This is a genomic window from Mycobacteroides immunogenum (assembly GCF_001605725.1).
In the GTDB taxonomy this organism is placed as follows: domain Bacteria; phylum Actinomycetota; class Actinomycetes; order Mycobacteriales; family Mycobacteriaceae; genus Mycobacterium; species Mycobacterium immunogenum.
The window spans coordinates 4,023,295-4,040,449 of record NZ_CP011530.1 but is presented as its reverse complement, the minus strand read 5'-3'; the positions used below and the strand labels follow the sequence as shown (position 1 = coordinate 4,040,449).

The following is a 17,155-nucleotide window of genomic DNA, read 5'->3' as shown; positions in this document are numbered from 1 at the left end:
AAGGCATCCGTTGTACTCGAAGACGGGGAACGGACAGCCCAAGCCGATGTCGTGGTCAAGGGCCGAAACGTAGAGATCCCCGACCACTTCCGAATCTTTGTGAACGACAAACTGTCCCGTCTGGAACGTTACGACAAGACCCTTTACCTCTTTGATGTAGAACTCGAACACGAACGCAATCGTCGCCAGAAGAAGAGTTGTCAGCGCGTGGAGATCACCGCGCGGGGCCGCGGACCGGTTGTCCGGGGCGAGGCATGTGCCGACACATTCCACAGCGCACTCGAAGCCGCCGTTGCCAAGCTGGAAAGCCGGCTGCGCAGAGGGCTCGACCGCCGCAAGGTGCACTACGGAGACAAGACACCGGTATCGCTCGCCGAGGCCACGTCGGTGTTGCCGGCCGATGCCTTTGCCCCGCCCAGCGCGGTGAACGGCGCGCACAGTCACAACGGCGCCGAGCTCGATGACGGGCAGGGCCCGGGCCACATCGTGCGAACCAAGGAACACCCGGCCAAGCCGATGACAGTGGACGACGCGCTGTACGAGATGGAATTGGTCGGTCACGACTTCTTCCTTTTTCACGACGAGTCGTCCGGTCGCCCATCGGTGGTGTACCGCAGGCACGCGTATGACTACGGCCTGATACGCCTCGGGGAGTAAGGGCGCGCGGTCACCGCGCAGAAAATCCCCGCACCGGACCGCAACCGGTGCGGGGATTTTTCGTAGCGCGAGCGGTCAGGTTGTCGCGGTGCGGATTTGGCGTAGCGCCTCGGCAAGATCGGATACCGCGGGGGTGGCCAGCGCGAGCCGTAGTGCGTTCGGCGCATGCGGCGTGGTCGAGAACGCGTCGGCCGTCGACACCATGATGCCGCGCTCGGCAAGTTCGCGGGCCACGACGTCACGGCGTGCGTACTCGGGCAGCACGAGCCAACCGGAATACGACGAGGGATGGGCCCGGTAGTCGAGCCCCGCCAGCTCGGTTCGGGCGATGAGCTGCCGTAGGCGGGCATCCTCGCGGCGCAGTTTCTCCAGCCGCGTGACCGTGCCATCGGTCAGCCAGCGGGTGGTCAGTGCACTGGCGATGGTCGAAGCGCCCCAGCTCGTCGCGCGCAGCGATCGGATCAGCGCCGGGCGCTGGGCCTCGGGAGTAACGACATATCCGATGCGCAGCCCGGAGGCGAGATTCTTGGACATGCTGCCGACGTAGAACGTGCGCTCCGGAGCGATGGTCTGCACGGGTGCGGGCGCCTCGGGCTCCAGAAACGCGTATGTCGCGTCCTCGATGATCAGGAAGTCGTGACGCGCGGCCAGCACGGCGATGTGTTCACGTGCGCTCGTGCTCAGCGTGTAGCCCAGCGGATTGTGCAGTGTCGGAATGAGGTACAGCACGGAGACCGGTCGCTGCCCGCACAGCCATTCCAGATGGTCCAGGTCCATGCCGGTGGTGTCGCCGGTGCACACCGGGGCCAGCTCGAGTCGGCGGGCGGTGGCCAGCAGTTTGATGCCCGGGTAGGTGAGTGCGTCGACGGCCACGACCGCGCGCGGGTCGGTCAGGGCCGCCAGGACAGCATCCAGCCCCTGCTGTGCCCCACCGGATATCAGCACGCTGTGCGGCGCCACATCGATACCGCGATCGAGCAGGTAGGTGGCGATCGCGGCTTGGTCGCGACTGCGCCCGCCCGGCGGCTGCTGATGCAGCAGGCTGCTCAGGGCGCCCTCGGCGGCGAGCCCGCGCAGGGCTTGCCGTAGCTCGTCGTCCTGTCCCTCCGATAGTGGTTGGTTGAAGGAAAGATCCGCGGTGCGCCGGCCGGCCGCGATCCGGGTGGGCTCGGGCCCGGCGAAACCGCTGAGATCGCGGACGAATGTGCCGCGTCCGGCTTCGCCTACGACGAGCCCGGCCGCCGTCAGGTCGCGGTAGACCCTGCTGGCGGTGGCGACAGCGATGCCGTACCGGGTGGCGAGCGCGCGATGGGTCGGCAGCCGGGTTCCCGGGGGCAACGCCCCGGTCCGGATCTGCTGGGCGATCTCGTCGGCAACCGTGGCATGACGTTGAACGCGCACGCGGTCTCCCAATTGTGGTTAGGACAATTTGTTGATTGCACTAATTTACCCACCTACCGTCGACGCGTGACGATCGAATTCCCGAGCCACATGCGCTACCCGACGGCCATCTCGCAGTTCCTCGACTTCGAGATCGTTGCCGCCGACACCGGTACCGCCTCCGTGCGCGTGGAGACGGATCCGGCCAGGCACGGCAACCAGCAGGGCACCGTGCACGGCGGATTTCTGGTGGAACTGGCCGACGCCGCGATCGGAACCGCGCATTCCACCCTGATGGCGCCGGGGGAGACATTCACCAGCATCGATATCCGTGCCGCCTTCCTGCGGCCGGTCTGGGCCGACACCCTGATGGCGACGGCGCGCCCGTCGCACTCGGGCCGCACCATCACCCACTACATCTGCGAGGTGACCCGCGGCGACGGGAAAGCGGTGGCCTCGGTGACCAGCACCGTCATGACGCTGCGCGGTGACCGGGCGGCTGGGCGATAGGAGGCAGTGGCGCCCGTCCCAGCACTTCCTCGACGGCCAACCCGATGGCGAGCAATCTGCCGTCAGAACCGATGGGCCCGTCCAGCTCAAGGCCGATCGGCAGCCCGTCGTGTGTTGTTCCGCCGAACAGTGACAGGCCGGGTACTCCGGCCAGTGCACCCGGAACAGTGTTGCGGCCGTACTGCATCTCGCGGGCTTGGCTCGGGTGCCCGGCCAAGTTATCGAACGACTCCGCGGGCAGGGCCGTGGTGGGGAAGATCAGTGCGTCCAGGCCATGCTCGTCGGCAAGTTGTCGATACCTGCGCTGCAGCCGCGGTCGATGTGTGGTGAGGACTTCCGGGCCGTCGGGATCGGGCTGTGCCGCGACTGCCGACGCCAGCAGCTCACGCACATTGCGGTTCACGGCCTCGGCGGCAATCCGGTCCGGTGTCACGTCCGCGATGGCGGAGGCCTCAAGGTAGGCCTGTACCGCCGCGCGCCATTCGAGGGGCAGCACGGCGGGGAACCACTCTTCCCGCGCCGCGATGGCCTCGGGGAAGTCGACGTCGACCACTGTGACTCCCGCTGCGGTCAGGGCGTCCAGGGCAGACCGGGCCGCCGCCTCCAGCCGGGCGTCGAGCCCCGCCCAGAACTGACGCGGGATCCCCAGGCGCACGTCCGCCAGCTTCGCGGCCGGGCCGTGTGCCGCACCCGTGATGGTCGCGTCGAGCAGTGCCACATCGGCGACGGTCCTGGCCAGCGGTCCCACGGTGTCCAGGGTGAAGGTGATGGGGAGTACGCCCTCAGTGGCATAGCGGCGGTCGGTGGTGCCGTCGCCTACCGACGGGCGCAGGCCCACCAGCCCCGACAGGGCGGCCGGAACCCGGACCGAGCCGCCGGTATCGGTGCCCAGCCCCGCAGGGGCGATGCGGCCCGCGATCGCCGCGGCCGTGCCGCCGGAGGAGCCGCCCGTGATGTGGTCGCGACGGTACGGATTGCGCGGTGAGCCGGGCGCGCCGTCGTTGATGGTGGTGAAGCCGAGCGCCAGCTCATGCAGGTTGGTCTTGCCGATCGCGATGGCACCGCCCGTCAGCAGGGCCTGGGCCGTCGGGGCGGTTTCGGCGGGTCGCGCCTGCCGTAGCGCGGGGGTGGCGCCGGTGGTCGGCCAGCCCGTCAGGTCGATGTTGTCCTTGATGACGATCGGCAGTCCGGCCAGCGGAGGCAGCGCGCGCCCGGCGGCCCGTGCCTGATCCACCGCGGCCGCGGCGCGAAGTGCGGCGTCGCCGTCCACCGCGATGAACGCGTTGAGGTCGGATTCGGCAGCTGCCCGGGCCAAGGCGCTGGTCAAGACATCGACAGCCAGGAATTCGCCCCCACGGATGCCGTTGACGACCTCTATTGCCGTCAATTCCCACAGTTCTGTCACGCGCTGGAGAGCGCCCAGTGGGGTCCACTTATTCCGGCTCAGCGTGCGCCGAAGCGCACACTGGGCAGACATGGGACGGTGCGGCTTGGGGCGACGCCTACGATGGGACTCGCTGAATCTGACAACTCCTAACGAGTACAGGGGATATTGACGTGCTGTCGAAGTTGCTGCGCCTTGGTGAAGGTCGCATGGTCAAGCGTCTCAAGGGCGTGGCCGATTACGTCAACACCCTGTCCGACGATGTCGAGAAGCTCTCCGATACCGAGTTGCAGGCCAAGACCGGCGAGTTCAAGGCGCGCCTGGAAAAGGGCGAGACGCTCGACGACCTGATGCCCGAGGCATTCGCCGTCGCGCGGGAGGCCTCGTGGCGTGTGCTGAGCCAGCGGCACTTCGATGTGCAGGTCATGGGTGGCGCCGCGCTGCACGCCGGAAACATCGCCGAGATGAAGACGGGTGAAGGCAAGACCCTCACCTGTGTGCTGCCCGCATACCTGAACGCGCTGGCCGGTAAGGGCACCCACGTCGTCACCGTCAACGACTACCTGGCCAAGCGTGACTCGGAGTGGATGGGTCGCGTGCACCGCTTCCTGGGGCTGGAGGTCGGGGTGATCCTGTCGCAGATGACTCCGCTGGAGCGCCGCGATGCCTACAACGCCGACATCACCTACGGCACCAACAACGAATTCGGCTTCGATTACCTGCGCGACAACATGACCCATTCGCTCGACGAGCTGGTGCAGCGCGGGCACGCCTTCGCCATCGTCGACGAGGTCGACTCCATCCTCATCGACGAGGCCCGTACCCCGCTGATCATCTCGGGTCCGGCCGACGGCGCGTCCAATTGGTACACCGAGTTCGCGCGGATCGTGCCGCTGATGGACAAAGACACCCACTACGAGGTCGACATCCGCAAGCGCACCATCGGTGTGCACGAGCTGGGGGTCGAGTTCGTCGAGGACCAGCTGGGCATCGACAACCTGTACGAGGCGGCCAACTCGCCGCTGGTGAGCTACCTGAACAACGCCATCAAGGCCAAGGAGCTGTTCACCCGCGACAAGGACTACATCGTGCGCGAGGGCGAGGTGCTGATCGTCGACGAGTTCACCGGCCGTGTGCTGATGGGCCGCCGCTACAACGAGGGCATGCACCAGGCCATCGAGGCCAAGGAACGGGTGGAGATCAAGGCCGAGAACCAAACCCTGGCCACCATCACCCTGCAGAACTACTTCCGTCTGTACGAGAAGCTCGCCGGCATGACCGGTACCGCCCAGACCGAGGCGGCCGAGCTCAACGAGATCTACAAGCTGGGTGTGGTGTCCATACCGACCAACCGGGCGATGGTGCGCAAGGACCAGTCAGACCTCATCTACAAGACCGAGGAAGCCAAGTACATCGCCGTCGTCGACGACGTGGTGGAGCGGTACGAGAAGGGGCAGCCCGTCCTCATCGGTACCACGAGTGTTGAACGCTCCGAATATCTTTCGCGGCAGTTCACCAAGCGGCGCGTTCCCCACAACGTCCTCAACGCCAAGTACCACGAACAGGAAGCCGGCATCATCGCCGAGGCCGGTCGCCGCGGCGCCATCACGGTGGCCACCAACATGGCCGGCCGTGGTACCGACATCGTGCTCGGTGGTAACCCGGACTTCTTGGCGGACAAGCATCTTCGTGATCAGGGCCTGGATCCGGTGGAAACACCCGACGAATACCAGGAGGCCTGGGACGAGACGCTGCAGAAGTTCAAGGACGCCGCCGAGACCGAGGCCAAGGAGGTCCAAGAGGCCGGCGGCCTGTACGTGCTGGGCACCGAACGTCACGAGTCGCGCCGTATCGACAACCAGCTGCGTGGACGCTCCGGCCGCCAGGGTGACCCGGGTGAGTCTCGCTTCTACCTGTCGTTGCAAGACGAACTGATGCGGCGCTTCAACGGTGCTGCGCTGGAAACGATTCTGACGCGCATGAACGTCCCGGACGATGTGCCGATCGAAGCCAAGATGGTGACCAATGCCATCAAGAGTGCACAGACCCAGGTCGAGCAGCAGAACTTCGAGGTTCGTAAGAACGTTCTCAAGTACGACGAGGTGATGAACCAGCAGCGCAAGGTCATCTATGCCGAGCGCCGCCGCATCCTCGACGGTGAGGATCTGCAGCCACAGATCCAGGAGATGATCACCGACACCGTTGCCGCCTATGTCGATGGCGCCACCGCCGATGGCTACCACGAGGACTGGGACTTCGACGCACTGTGGACCGCGCTCAAGACGCTGTACCCGGTGAGTGTGAAGCCTGAAGAGCTCATCGCGTCCAGCGAGTACGGCGAGGCCGATGAGCTGAGCCCCGACGATCTCAAGGCAGCCCTGCTGGACGACGCCAAGAAAGCTTATAAGACAAGGGAAGCCGAGATCGACGGGTTGGCGGGCGAGGGCTCGATGCGTCAGCTGGAACGCAACATCTTGCTCAGTGTGATCGACCGCAAGTGGCGCGAGCACCTTTACGAGATGGACTACCTCAAGGAAGGCATCGGCCTGCGCGCCATGGCGCAGCGTGATCCGCTGGTCGAGTACCAGCGCGAGGGCTTCGACATGTTCACCGCGATGCTTGACGGCCTCAAGGAGGAGTCGGTCGGCTTCCTGTTCAACATCAACGTCGAGGTCCAGCAGCCGGAGGGCAGCGCAGTCGCCCCGCAGGCAGCGCCGGAGGGTCTAGCCGAGTTCGCTTCTGCCGCAGCGCAGGCCGCTCACGGAGAGTTGAAGGCCAAGGGACTTGACGAGTCGACCCCGGAACTGACCTACTCGGGTCCGGCCGAGGACGGATCGGCACAGTCCCGTCATGAGGGCGGCGCGTCCTCGGCATCGGGTGGTGGCACCCGGCGTGAGCGTCGCGAAGCGGCGCGCAACGCGGGCCGTACCCCCAAGCCGACCAAGTCCCGCCGCAAGCGCTAGGCGTCAGCCGAGCTGCAACGCGACCACAAGCCAGTCGCCGCGCACGGAGTGGATGCGTCCGGCGAACGCCTTGACGCGGCCGCCGCGCTCGAATGTCCCGAAGATCTCCGCGGTGTCGTCCGTGCAACGGCGCACCCGTATCTTGCTGAGCCGTGCCGCGGTGGTGGCGGGGGCGCGGGACGATCGCGCCATCACCGCACTGAGCGGTCCATCGGCGAGTAGTGGCCGCAGTTGCGCTATGGGCCGGCGCCGGTCCATGACTTCCAAGACTCGGCGCATTGCGGCGTCGGCGAACGCAACCGCCAGAGGAGACGGCGACTGTTCGCGCGGATGTGTTTGGCGTTCGATGCCCGTCGGCCGGGCCCGGGATTGGTGCAACCTCGCGGGCCGCGGTGTGTGACAGGCCGCAGGCAGGCTGGCCAGCACGGGCGCCGGTTCGTAGTCGGCAACCCGGGTGATGTAGCGATGAGACATGTTCCCCTCCAGTGAATGAGCCCCCTCATTTGCTCTGCTGGAGAGTCGCAGATCATTGCGGATCATGATCGCACAACAGATGTCCAGGACGCCAGGGTACGGTTGGCAGGACAATCGACACGGCGGTGCCGCTGGGTGCAAGTGGCGAGATTTTTAGGGGAAGGCGGCGCGGATTGTGGTGAGCAGATTGTCCGCGCTCGACGCATCGTTCTACTCCAGCGAGGACAGCTCGACGCCGATGCACGTCGGCTGGCTGGCGATCATTCGCCGGCCGCGCGGTGGCTTTACCTACGAGGAGTTGCTGGCCCTGGTGGAGAGCCGCCTACCGCAAGTTCCCCGCTACCGGCAGAAGGTCAAGGAGATCGGATTCGGCCTGGCCCGCCCGGTCTGGCTCGATGACGTCGACTTCGATATCACTTATCACATCCGGCGCTCGGCGCTGCCGTCGCCGGGCTCCGAAGGGCAACTGCAAGATCTGGTGGCCCGCTTGACATCTCGTCCACTGGATAGGTCGCGCCCGCTGTGGGAGATGTATCTGGTGGAGGGGCTGTCCAAGAATCGGCTGGCTATTTACACCAAGACTCATCAGGCGCTGGTAGACGGAAATTCCGCGCTCAGCCTGGGGCAGGTCATCTTCGACAGGACCGCGCGCACACCGGATTTCGGGGAAGACATCTGGGTGCCCGAGCATGAGCCGAGCACCAGCGAGCTCGTGGCCGGGGCCGTCGCGGAATGGCTGGCGCGTCCCGGCGCCCGCCTGGAAGCGGTGCGCAACACGGTGGCCGACGCCGCGTCGCTGACCGGCGAGATCGGTGAATTGGGTGAGCGCATGGTCAAGGTGGTGCGCACGGCGGCTCGCGGCGCCGCCCCACGAGGTCCGCTCAACCAACGGGTGTCACGCAGCCGCCGGTTCGGTGTGGTGAGCACGAAGCTGGCCGACTACCGCCGCGTGCGCGCCAAGTACGACTGCGATGTCAACGACGTGGTTCTGGCAACAATCGCTGGGGCACTGCGGAACTGGTTGATGAGTAGGGGGGAGCCGGTGACCACCGCTTCGACCATTCGGGCGATGGTGCCCATGTCGGTGTACCGGGACGGTGACCTGGATGTGGGCGGCGAGGGTGCCGCGACCACCGAGGTATCGCCGTTCTTGGTCGATCTTCCGGTAGGCGAGGGCAACACCGTGGTGCGGCTGTCCCAGATTGCTCATGCCACTGAATCACATTCCGCGGCATTCAGTTTGGTGGATGTGCCGAACATGGCGGCGCTCTCCGGTTTCGTGCCGCCTACCATGCACGCGTTGGCAGCCCGCGTCGCGAGCACACTGCCGAACCGCTTGTTCAACCTCCTGGTTACGAATGTGCCTGGGCCGCAGGCCCCGATGTATTTGGGTGGCGCACGGCTGGCGGAGATCTATCCCGTGCCTCCGCTCCTGCGTAATCAGGTGCTGTCGATTGGGCTGACTTCGTACAACGGAGCCGTGTACTACGGGATCAACGCCGACCGTGAGGCGATGCCCGATGCCGACATGCTCCCGGTGCTGATCACCGAGGCGCTCGATGAATTGTTGGAGGCCGCGCAGTAATGCCCATGCAGGTGTATATCCCGGTGACGCTGTCGATGCTGCGCGGTCTGGTGGCCGACGGAGAATTGTGGCCGGTGAACGGTACCGCGTTCGCCGTGACGCCGGCGCTGCGCGAGGCCTACTCCGCCGGCGATGAGGATGAGCTGTCCGAGGTGGCGATGCGCGAGGCCGCGCTGGCCTCGCTGCGGCTGCTGGCCAACGAGGACGGTGACGACGGGTTGCCCGCCCGGCGGGCAGTGCTGGTTGCCGACGCCGAGGAGGCGAAGCTGCGCCCCGATCTGGACGACGCGGTGGTGCGCCTGGCGGGTGCGGTGCCGATATCCGCGGTGGTGGCTGCACACATCGACCTGGCGCAGGCCGAGTCGGATGTAGTGCGGGCGGCCGAGGTGATCGACGCCGCGGACCTGGGGGACGAGGACGCCGAGCTGGTGGTCGGCGACGCACAAGACCATGATCTGGCCTGGTACGCGACGCAAGAACTGCCGTTCCTGCTCGATCTGCTGTAGGCGGGGACGTGGCCGATTGGCCTGTTCCTGACCAGTAACCTACGGTAGCGTAGGTTGCGCCACCGTGAGCGTCTCCTTCATCAATGGAAGGTCATCGGCTGTGAAACTGGCTTCTTGGCTCGACGCGTCCGCCTCGGGCGCACCCAAGTCACGTCATGCGGCGGTAAACATCTTGCGCGGCTTGGCTTCCCGCATCACCACGCCGCTACTGCCGGACGATTACCTGAGCCTGGCCAACCCGCTGTGGTCGGCACGTGAGCTGCGTGGCCGGGTGGTCAGCGTGCGCAAGGAAACGAGCGATTCCGCAACCCTGGAGATCAAGCCGGGCTGGGGCTTCCACTTCGACTACCACCCCGGTCAGTACGTCGGCATCGGCGTGCTCATCGATGGCCGGTGGCGCTGGCGTTCGTACTCACTGACCTCGGCGCCGGTGCATGCCGGCGGTTCGGGGCGCACCATCACCATCACCGTCAAGGCCATGCCCGAGGGATTTCTCTCGACGCACCTGGTCAACGGCCTGGAGCCGGGCACGATCGTGCGGCTGGCCGCTCCGCAGGGCAACTTCGTGCTCGACGATCCCGCGCCCCCCGCGATCCTGTTCCTCACCGCGGGCAGTGGCATCACCCCGATCATGTCGATGCTGCGCACCCTGGTGCGGCGGTCGGCGGCGGCAGGCCTGCCGCTGCCCGATGTGGTGCATCTGCACTCGGCGCCCACCGAGCGCGACGTCATGTTCGCCGCCGAGTTGGCGGAGTTCTCCGCGGCGCACCCGTCGTATCACTACCGCCTGCGCACCACGAAAACGCAAGGACGACTGGATCTCTCGTCGCTGGTATCTGAGGTTCCGGACTGGGCGCAACGCCAAACCTGGGCCTGTGGGCCAGAAGGCATGCTCGACGACGCGCAGCGGACGTGGGCCGACGCCGGTCTTTCCGAGCTGCTGCACCTGGAGCGATTCGCGGTCTCGCGCGCCGCGCCGCATGGGCAGGGTGGCCTGGTCACGTTCGCGCGCAGCGACAAGCAGCGTGCCGCGGACGCGGCGACCTCGCTGATGGAGGCGGGGGAGGAGGCCGGGGTGCAGATGCCCTTCGGCTGCCGGATGGGGATCTGTCAGACCTGCGTGGTGTCGCTGGTGGAGGGGCACGCCCGTGACCTGCGCACCGGGGCCGAGTACGAGCCGGGAACGCGCATCCAAACCTGTGTTTCCGCGGCATCGGGCGATTGCGTTCTCGACGTGTGAGGTTAACGGCCTAGTAACCTACGGTGCCGTAGGTTACGCTATCGTAGGCACGAACCGGCGAAGGGAGCTCACGGATGGCGATTTCGGATATCCAGGAATTCGCACACCTCACCGAGGCTGATGTCGAGGCACTCGGACATGAGTTGGATGCGATCCGCCGGGATGTCGAGGAATCGCTCGGCGCAGCCGACGCTCGCTATATCCGCCGCACCATCGCCGCGCAACGCACCCTCGAGCTCAGTGGTCGCGTCCTGCTGGCGGCGAGCAAGAAGCGGTCGGCGTGGTGGGCCGGAGCGCTGACGCTCGGGGTGGCCAAGATCGTCGAGAACATGGAGATCGGCCACAACGTCATGCACGGTCAGTGGGATTGGATGAACGATCCCGAGATCCACTCCTCCAGCTGGGAGTGGGACATGGTCGACCCAGCAGAGCACTGGAAGCAGACCCACAACTACATCCACCACAAGTACACAAACGTGCTGGGCATGGACGACGATGTGGGCTACGGGCTATTGCGCGTCACTCGCGACAAGAAGTGGAAGCCGTTTAACCTGGGCAACCTGGCCTACAACACGCTGCTGATGCTGCTTTTCGAATGGGGCGTTGGCACACAGCATTTGGAGCTGGGCAAGGTCGCACAGGGGCGGGCCGACAAGGAAGAATTCCGTGTCAAGCGCCAGGCGGCGTTGACCAAGATGGGTAAGCAGGTCGCCAAGGATTACGTGGCGTTCCCGGCGTTGAGCGCGCTCTCGCCCGCGGGCAGCTACCGCAAGACGGTCACTGCCAACCTGCTGGCCAATGTGATTCGCAACATCTGGTCCAACGCGGTCATCTTCTGCGGACACTTCCCGGATGGCGCCGAGAAGTTCACCAAACAAGACCTCGAGAATGAGACGCAAGGACAGTGGTACTTGCGGCAGATGTTGGGCAGCGCCAACTTCAACGCCGGCCCGGCGATGCGGTTCATGAGCGGCAACCTGTGCCACCAGATCGAGCACCACCTGTATCCGGACATCCCGAGCAACCGGCTGGCGGCCGTATCGGTGCGGGTGCGCGAGCTGTGCGACAAGTACGACCTGCCGTACACCTCGGGACCCTTCCTGGTGCAGTACGCGAAGACATGGCGGACCATCGCCAAGCTGTCCTTGCCGGACAAGTACCTGACGTACACCGCGGACAACGCGCCGGAGACGCGCAGCGTCAAGATGTTTGACGAGCTGGAGCCGCGTGAGCGGCGTGGGCTGAAGTCCGCGTTCGCCGCCGTCCGTGCGCGGCGCAAGGCCCGCCACAAGGTCTGAGTCATCTCGACGTAAAGGGTGCCCCCGCCGAAACCGGCGGGGGCACCCTTTACGTTCGGTGGCGGCTGGGAACTATCCCAGGCCGGATACGGAGATCCACATGGTGGCCCAGGCGGCGACACCGCAGGCGAAAACGGCTGCCACACTGGCGATTCTACGAACGTAGCTCGTCATCTGTTAACCCCTGACCCTCGTTGGCTGCCTCCGTCGCAGCCACTGATGAAGACGGTAATCGGGGTGTGCTGATATCGCGATTCGAGAAGGCCCCCGCAACCAAGAGTTAGGGCGTTGTTAACACAGAAAGCAACTGGCGAACGGCGGTTACCCGTTTGGCCGATGCGCCCGCCAGCTCGTCGAGGGCACATTCGGGGTCGGCGGGCGGTCCAAGATGCTGACAGCCGCGCGGGCAGTCCTCGATGGCTTCGGACAGGTCGCTGAACGCGGCCAGGACATCGGCGGGCTCGATATGGGCCAGGCCGAATGATCTGATGCCCGGGGTGTCGATGACCCAGCCCGCCGGGTGCAGCGGCAGCGCCACCGACTGGGTGGAGGTGTGCCGGCCCTTGCCGACGCCCGTCACCTCTCCCGTGGCGCGATCGGCCTCCGGCACAAGGCGATTCACCAACGTCGATTTGCCCACCCCGGAGTGCCCCAGCAGGGCGGTGAGACGTCCTGACAGCACTTCCATGATGGGTTCGAGCGGCTCATCGCGTCCCGCCCCGATGACTTGTATATCGAGATCTGCGAATTGCGCCGCGAATGAATCAGGATCTGCCAGATCGGTTTTGGTGAGCGCCAGGATGGGGGTGAGTCCACCGGCATAGGCGGCGATCAGCGCGCGCTCCACCAGGCCGGTGCGCGGCGGGGGATCGGCGACCGCCACCACGATGAGCAGTTGATCGGCGTTGGCCACGAAGACCCGCTCGAACGGATCGGTGTCATCGGCTGTGCGGCGCAACACAGTTCGGCGCTCTTCCAGCCGCACGATGCGCGCCAGGGTGTCGGGGCGGCCGGATAGATCGCCCACCAGGCTGACGGTATCGCCCACCACGATCGGGGTGCGGCCGAGCTCGCGTGCCCGCATCGCGGTCACCCGCTCGGCAGGGTCGTCGTTGAGTACACATCCCCAGCGGCCGCGGTCCACGGTGACCACCATCGCGGGCACCGCATCGGCATGATCGGGGCGGTTTTTGGTGCGAGGCCGCGAGCGTCGGCCCGGACGGATGCGGGCGTCGGACTCGTCGTACTCGCGTGGGCTCAAGAGGCGTGACCGCCCGGTTCCGATGAGCCAATGACGTGATGAGCCCCGGATTGGGCGAGCATGTCCGCCCACATGCCGGGGAAGTCCGGCAGCGTCTTGCTGGTGGTGGCGATGTCGTCGACGGAGACCCCAGGCACTTTCAGGCCGACAAGTGCTCCGGCCGTGGCCATCCGGTGATCCGCGTACGAGCCCCACACGCCTCCGTGTAGACCGGTCGCGACAATCCGTAGTCCGTCCTCGGTCTCCTCGCACTGCCCGCCGAGAGCATTGATCTCGTGGGCCAGTGCCTTGAGCCGATCGGTTTCGTGTCCACGTAGATGGGCGATCCCGCGCAGCGTCGAGACGCTGCCCGGCTCGGCCAGGGCGGCCAGCGCCGCGACGGTGGGGGTGAGTTCTCCGACCTCGCCGAGTTCCAGATCGACACCGCCATAACCGGTCTGACCTGTCACCTCCAGGTGCGTGCCGGTCAACGAGACGGCTTGTGCGAATTGGCGCACCACATCCTCGATCTGGCGAGCGGGCTGGGTGGATTGCTTCGGCCACCCGGTGATGCGCACGGTGCCGCCGGTAGCCAATGCCGGCGCGATGAAGGCCAGCGCATTGGACAGGTCCGGCTCAATCACCCAGTGATGGGCGGGAATTGGCTGCGGATCGATACGCCAGCGCCCGGGAGTGGAGTCGTCGACCGCGATACCTGCCTCACGCAGCATGGTCACCGTCATCACCACATGTGGACCGGAAGGCAGCACGTCCGCGGTGTTTATCGCCGTCAGGCCATGGGTGAACGCGGCACCGGAAAGCAGCAGCCCAGAGACGAACTGTGAGGACCCCGACGCGTCGACACCGACCTCGCCGCCGCGAACCTGGCTGGCGCCGGTGACCGTGAAGGGCAAATGCTGTCCGTCGATATCCACTCCGGTAGACCGCAGCGCGTCCAACAGGGGCGCGATGGGCCGGGCTCGTGCCTGCTCGTCGCCGTCAAAGACGGTGGGTGCGTGGCGAAGTGCCGCCACGGGCGGCAGAAATCGCAGCACCGTTCCGGCAAGTCCGCAGTCCACGGTGGACGGAGCGCCGTCACCGGCCCCGGGTGAGACCGTCAGATCGGTACCGTCACCGTCCAGGGCGTATCCCAGTGCGTGCAGTGCGCCGATCATGAGATCGGTATCGCGGCTGCGCAGTGCGCCGGAGACCGTCGACGTGCCGCCCTCACGCGCCGCCAGCCCCGCGAGCACCAACGCCCGATTGGTTTGGGATTTTGAGCCGGGCATGGTGATGGTCGCGCTGATGGAACCGTCGATCGTCGGTGCCTGCCAGAGTCCGCTCGTCACCGCCCCATTGTCCCGGACGGGCGGTCGCGGTGTCGGCCCCGGGTGGCACCATGGCGATATGTGCGGACGGTACGCGGTGACGATCGACCCGGCGCTGCTGGCCGCGCAGATCGACGCGGTGGACGAGGTGAGCGTGGTGAGTCCGGCGCCGCGGTCGCCTCAACAGCTCCCCACCATCCCGAACTACAACGTCGCACCCACGGATCCGGTGCTCACGGTGGTGGCGCGGCATCATGAGCCCGGCGACACCCCAACCCGCAGAATTCGGGCCATGCGCTGGGGACTGGTGCCCAACTGGGCCAAGGCGCGTGCGGATGGCCGTCCGGAGTCCAAGGGCGCACCGCTGATCAACGCCCGCGCGGAAACGCTCACTACCGCGGCGACGTTTCGCGCAGCGGCCCAGTCCAAGCGGTGTCTGGTGCCGATGGACGGCTGGTACGAGTGGCGCAAGCATGACGGCACCAAGACCGCGTTCTACATGCATGCGGACGATGGGGTGCGGTTGTTCGCGGCGGGTCTGTGGTCGGTGTGGAAACCCGCCGGTCAGCAAGGTCTGAACGCGGCCCCGCTGCTGAGCTGCACGATCGTCACCACCGACGCGGTCGGCCCGCTGCAAGACATCCACGATCGGATGCCGTTGCTGCTCGGCCCCGATTCGTGGGACCGCTGGTTAGACCCCGACCGCGATCTGGATCAAAGCCTGCTGCGCGCCCCGGACAGCACAGCAGGCATCGAAACACGTCACGTGTCCGCGTTGGTCAACAGCGTCGCGAACAATGGGCCAGAGCTGCTGGTGCCCGATGACGGATCTGCCGCTGTGGGGGAGCAGATCACCCTGCTGTGATGGGTGCCGTCACAGCCCGGGTGAGCCGGACCAGGTCTGCCGGAGCGAGCGCCATCTGTAGTCCGCGCTTGCCCGCACTGCACAAGATGCGATCCCAAGTCAGGGCCGACGCGTCGATGACGGTGGGCAGCTGCTTGCGCTGGCCGAGCGGAGAGATGCCACCGACTACATAACCCGAGCTGCGCTCGGCTGCCGCGGGATCGGCCATCGTCGCCTTGGCGCGGCCGAGTGCGGCGGCCGCGGCCTTGAGCGAAAGCGTCGCGGGTACCGGGATGACCGCGACGGCCAGTTCGGATCCGCGATCCAGCGAGATCAACAGTGTTTTGAAGATCTGGTGTGGAACCAGCCCGGAGCCCGTCAGCGCGCGGACTGCCTCATCGCCGAACGCGTGCTCGCCCGCGTGGTGCTCATACGGCAACAGTTCGTATTCGGCCCCGTCGGCAATCAGTGCGGCGACGGCTGGAGTTGCAGCTTTGGCGGCCTTGGAACCCACGACTGGGACAGTAGCGTGCCGGGTCCAGTGAATTTCCAGTTGACAGTCGGGATAGTTTGGGAAATACCCCGGCATGCGTCGGTGTTGAGATGTCTGTCCGCAACGAGCGGACTATGGTCCTCAACACGGAAGGGGTATTGCAGGTGACAATGGCGTGCCTCGAACGTCCGATGTCGGTGCCGATCCGTATGGTCGGTGTCGCTACCGAAAGGACCGCCGTGACAGAGATTGCAGATCCCGCCAATCAGCCGGTTCACGTCGAGAGCGAGGCCGAACGGGTCGCGCGGTTCGAACGCGATGCGCTGCCCCTGCTGGATCAGCTTTATGGTGCTGCCTTGCGGATGACGAGAAACCCCGCGGACGCCGAGGACCTGGTGCAGGAGACCATGGTGAAGGCATACGCCGGGTTCGGGACCTTCAAGGAAGGCACCAATCTCAAGGCATGGCTGTACCGGATTCTCACCAACACGTACATCAATATCTATCGCAAGAAGCAGCGCCAGCCCGCGGAGTATCCGACCGAGGAGATCACCGACTGGCAGCTGGCCGCGAATGCCGAACACACCTCAACGGGGCTGCGGTCGGCAGAGATCGAAGCGCTCGACGGACTGCCTGACGATGAAATCAAAGAAGCGTTGAATAAGCTGCCGGAAGAATTCCGGATGGCCGTGTACTACGCGGACGTCGAAGGCTTCCCCTACAAGGAGATCGCCGAGATCATGGACACCCCGATCGGCACGGTTATGTCGCGGTTGCACCGCGGCCGTCGTCAGCTGCGCGAATTGCTGGCTGAAGTGGCGAAGGATCGCGGCTTCTTGCGCAACAATGAGTTGGCGGAGGGCCGGGCATGACCGACGGTGAACTCAAGAAGAGTCTTGATAAGAGCGGCAACTGCGAGGTATCGGGCTGCGCTGAGGTGATCGCCGAGGTGTGGACCCTGCTGGACGGTGAATGCAGCGCGGAGAGCAGCGCACGACTGCGGCACCATCTCGAAGAGTGCCCCGGGTGCCTGCAGCACTATGGCATCGAAGAGCAGATCAAAACACTCGTAGCCCGCAAGTGCGGTGGAGAAAAGGCACCTGACGGGCTACGTGAGCGTCTTAAGTTGAAGATCAGCCAGACCACCGTCATCGAGCGGCGGGCCGAAAACTCCTAGCTAGCTGTTGGGACGCTTGCCGTGGTTGGCGGCGTTGTGCTTGCGGCTGCGCTTCTTACGACCACGCTTGGCCATG

17 protein-coding genes are annotated in these 17,155 nt (G+C 65.8%); 10 read left to right on the top strand and 7 right to left on the bottom strand.

Features of this window, described 5'->3' with window-relative positions:
• Window positions 1-51: 51 nt before the first annotated feature.
• A complete protein-coding gene (hpf, locus tag ABG82_RS20220) occupies window positions 52-657 on the top strand; it encodes a ribosome hibernation-promoting factor, HPF/YfiA family (protein ID WP_407661889.1) in 606 nt (201 codons plus the stop codon).
• 75 nt (window positions 658-732) lie between these two features.
• Here the strand turns inward: hpf and ABG82_RS20215 are convergent, their stop codons facing one another.
• A complete protein-coding gene (locus tag ABG82_RS20215) occupies window positions 733-2,058 on the bottom strand; it encodes an aminotransferase-like domain-containing protein (protein WP_043077687.1) in 1,326 nt (441 codons plus the stop codon).
• A 90-nt stretch (window positions 2,059-2,148) separates the two neighbouring features.
• On the opposite strand from ABG82_RS20215, the gene ABG82_RS20210 reads away from it, so the two are divergent.
• On the top strand, window positions 2,149-2,547 hold the full coding sequence (locus ABG82_RS20210; RefSeq protein WP_043077754.1) for a PaaI family thioesterase: 399 nt from the start codon (window positions 2,149-2,151) through the stop codon (window positions 2,545-2,547).
• Here ABG82_RS20210 and ABG82_RS20205 read toward each other — a convergent pair.
• Window positions 2,510-3,952 (bottom strand): amidase family protein, encoded by a 1,443-nt coding sequence (locus ABG82_RS20205; RefSeq protein ID WP_043077686.1) that lies wholly within the window; start codon window positions 3,950-3,952, stop codon window positions 2,510-2,512. The two genes, ABG82_RS20210 and ABG82_RS20205, sit on opposite strands and share 38 nt — an antisense overlap.
• A gap of 152 nt (window positions 3,953-4,104) precedes the next feature.
• Here ABG82_RS20205 and secA point away from each other — a divergent pair, with 152 nt between their 5' ends.
• On the top strand, window positions 4,105-6,894 hold the full coding sequence (secA, locus tag ABG82_RS20200) for a preprotein translocase subunit SecA (protein ID WP_043077685.1): 2,790 nt from the start codon (window positions 4,105-4,107) through the stop codon (window positions 6,892-6,894).
• 3 nt (window positions 6,895-6,897) lie between these two features.
• On the opposite strand, the gene ABG82_RS20195 is transcribed toward secA, so the two are convergent.
• Window positions 6,898-7,368 (bottom strand): Rv3235 family protein, encoded by a 471-nt coding sequence (locus ABG82_RS20195; RefSeq protein WP_043077684.1) that lies wholly within the window; start codon window positions 7,366-7,368, stop codon window positions 6,898-6,900.
• Between the two features lie 175 nt (window positions 7,369-7,543).
• Here ABG82_RS20195 and ABG82_RS20190 point away from each other — a divergent pair, with 175 nt between their 5' ends.
• The 4 genes from ABG82_RS20190 to ABG82_RS20175 all read left to right on the top strand — a co-directional run bounded on the left by ABG82_RS20190 (window position 7,544) and on the right by ABG82_RS20175 (window position 11,997).
• Window positions 7,544-8,953, top strand: coding sequence for a WS/DGAT/MGAT family O-acyltransferase (locus ABG82_RS20190; protein ID WP_043077683.1), 1,410 nt, complete (start codon window positions 7,544-7,546; stop codon window positions 8,951-8,953).
• Window positions 8,954-8,958: 5 nt separating this feature from the next.
• Complete coding sequence (locus tag ABG82_RS20185) at window positions 8,959-9,459, top strand: DUF6912 family protein (protein ID WP_043077753.1); 501 nt, start codon at window positions 8,959-8,961, stop codon at window positions 9,457-9,459.
• A gap of 64 nt (window positions 9,460-9,523) precedes the next feature.
• Entirely contained in the window at window positions 9,524-10,699 is a 1,176-nt protein-coding gene (locus tag ABG82_RS20180; RefSeq protein WP_407661838.1) for a ferredoxin reductase, read from the top strand.
• 74 nt (window positions 10,700-10,773) lie between these two features.
• Entirely contained in the window at window positions 10,774-11,997 is a 1,224-nt protein-coding gene (locus ABG82_RS20175) for a fatty acid desaturase family protein (RefSeq protein WP_043077681.1), read from the top strand.
• Between the two features lie 280 nt (window positions 11,998-12,277).
• Here the strand turns inward: ABG82_RS20175 and rsgA are convergent, their stop codons facing one another.
• Both rsgA and aroA read right to left on the bottom strand, forming a co-directional pair.
• Window positions 12,278-13,258: a ribosome small subunit-dependent GTPase A gene (gene rsgA / locus ABG82_RS20170; protein WP_043077680.1), complete on the bottom strand. Its 981-nt coding sequence runs from the start codon at window positions 13,256-13,258 to the stop codon at window positions 12,278-12,280.
• Complete coding sequence (gene aroA, locus ABG82_RS20165) at window positions 13,255-14,586, bottom strand: 3-phosphoshikimate 1-carboxyvinyltransferase (RefSeq protein ID WP_043077679.1); 1,332 nt, start codon at window positions 14,584-14,586, stop codon at window positions 13,255-13,257. Before aroA ends, rsgA begins: the two co-directional genes overlap by 4 nt.
• Before the next feature lie 58 nt (window positions 14,587-14,644).
• On the opposite strand from aroA, the gene ABG82_RS20160 reads away from it, so the two are divergent.
• Window positions 14,645-15,430: an SOS response-associated peptidase gene (locus ABG82_RS20160; RefSeq protein WP_043077678.1), complete on the top strand. Its 786-nt coding sequence runs from the start codon at window positions 14,645-14,647 to the stop codon at window positions 15,428-15,430.
• On the opposite strand, the gene ABG82_RS20155 is transcribed toward ABG82_RS20160, so the two are convergent.
• Complete coding sequence (locus ABG82_RS20155) at window positions 15,417-15,923, bottom strand: aminoacyl-tRNA deacylase (RefSeq protein WP_043077677.1); 507 nt, start codon at window positions 15,921-15,923, stop codon at window positions 15,417-15,419. The two genes, ABG82_RS20160 and ABG82_RS20155, sit on opposite strands and share 14 nt — an antisense overlap.
• Before the next feature lie 149 nt (window positions 15,924-16,072).
• On the opposite strand from ABG82_RS20155, the gene ABG82_RS20150 reads away from it, so the two are divergent.
• Together ABG82_RS20150 and rsrA are read left to right on the top strand one after the other, a co-directional pair.
• Window positions 16,073-16,774 (top strand): sigma-70 family RNA polymerase sigma factor, encoded by a 702-nt coding sequence (locus tag ABG82_RS20150; RefSeq protein ID WP_043077752.1) that lies wholly within the window; start codon window positions 16,073-16,075, stop codon window positions 16,772-16,774.
• Window positions 16,771-17,079, top strand: a complete 309-nt coding sequence (rsrA, locus tag ABG82_RS20145; RefSeq protein WP_043077676.1) for a mycothiol system anti-sigma-R factor — start codon at window positions 16,771-16,773, stop codon at window positions 17,077-17,079. Before ABG82_RS20150 ends, rsrA begins: the two co-directional genes overlap by 4 nt.
• On the opposite strand, the gene ABG82_RS29330 is transcribed toward rsrA, so the two are convergent.
• Window positions 17,080-17,154 carry a 50S ribosomal protein bL37 gene (locus tag ABG82_RS29330; protein ID WP_085988129.1) on the bottom strand — a complete coding sequence of 25 codons (75 nt, stop codon included), beginning with the start codon at window positions 17,152-17,154 and terminating at the stop codon, window positions 17,080-17,082.
• Window position 17,155 lies beyond the last annotated feature (1 nt).

Excerpts from the sequence above, each read along its gene's own strand:
- ABG82_RS20160 (WP_043077678.1), top strand. The coding sequence starts at position 14,645 with ATGTGCGGACGGTACGCGGTGACGATCGACCCGGCGCTGCTGGCCGCG.
- ABG82_RS20210 (WP_043077754.1), top strand. The coding sequence starts at position 2,149 with ATGCGCTACCCGACGGCCATCTCGCAGTTCCTCGACTTCGAGATCGTT.
- ABG82_RS20150 (WP_043077752.1), top strand. The coding sequence starts at position 16,073 with ATGGCGTGCCTCGAACGTCCGATGTCGGTGCCGATCCGTATGGTCGGT.
- ABG82_RS20195 (WP_043077684.1), bottom strand. The coding sequence starts at position 7,368 with ATGTCTCATCGCTACATCACCCGGGTTGCCGACTACGAACCGGCGCCC.
- ABG82_RS20175 (WP_043077681.1), top strand. The coding sequence starts at position 10,774 with ATGGCGATTTCGGATATCCAGGAATTCGCACACCTCACCGAGGCTGAT.
- ABG82_RS20185 (WP_043077753.1), top strand. The coding sequence starts at position 8,959 with ATGCAGGTGTATATCCCGGTGACGCTGTCGATGCTGCGCGGTCTGGTG.
- rsrA (WP_043077676.1), top strand. The coding sequence starts at position 16,771 with ATGACCGACGGTGAACTCAAGAAGAGTCTTGATAAGAGCGGCAACTGC.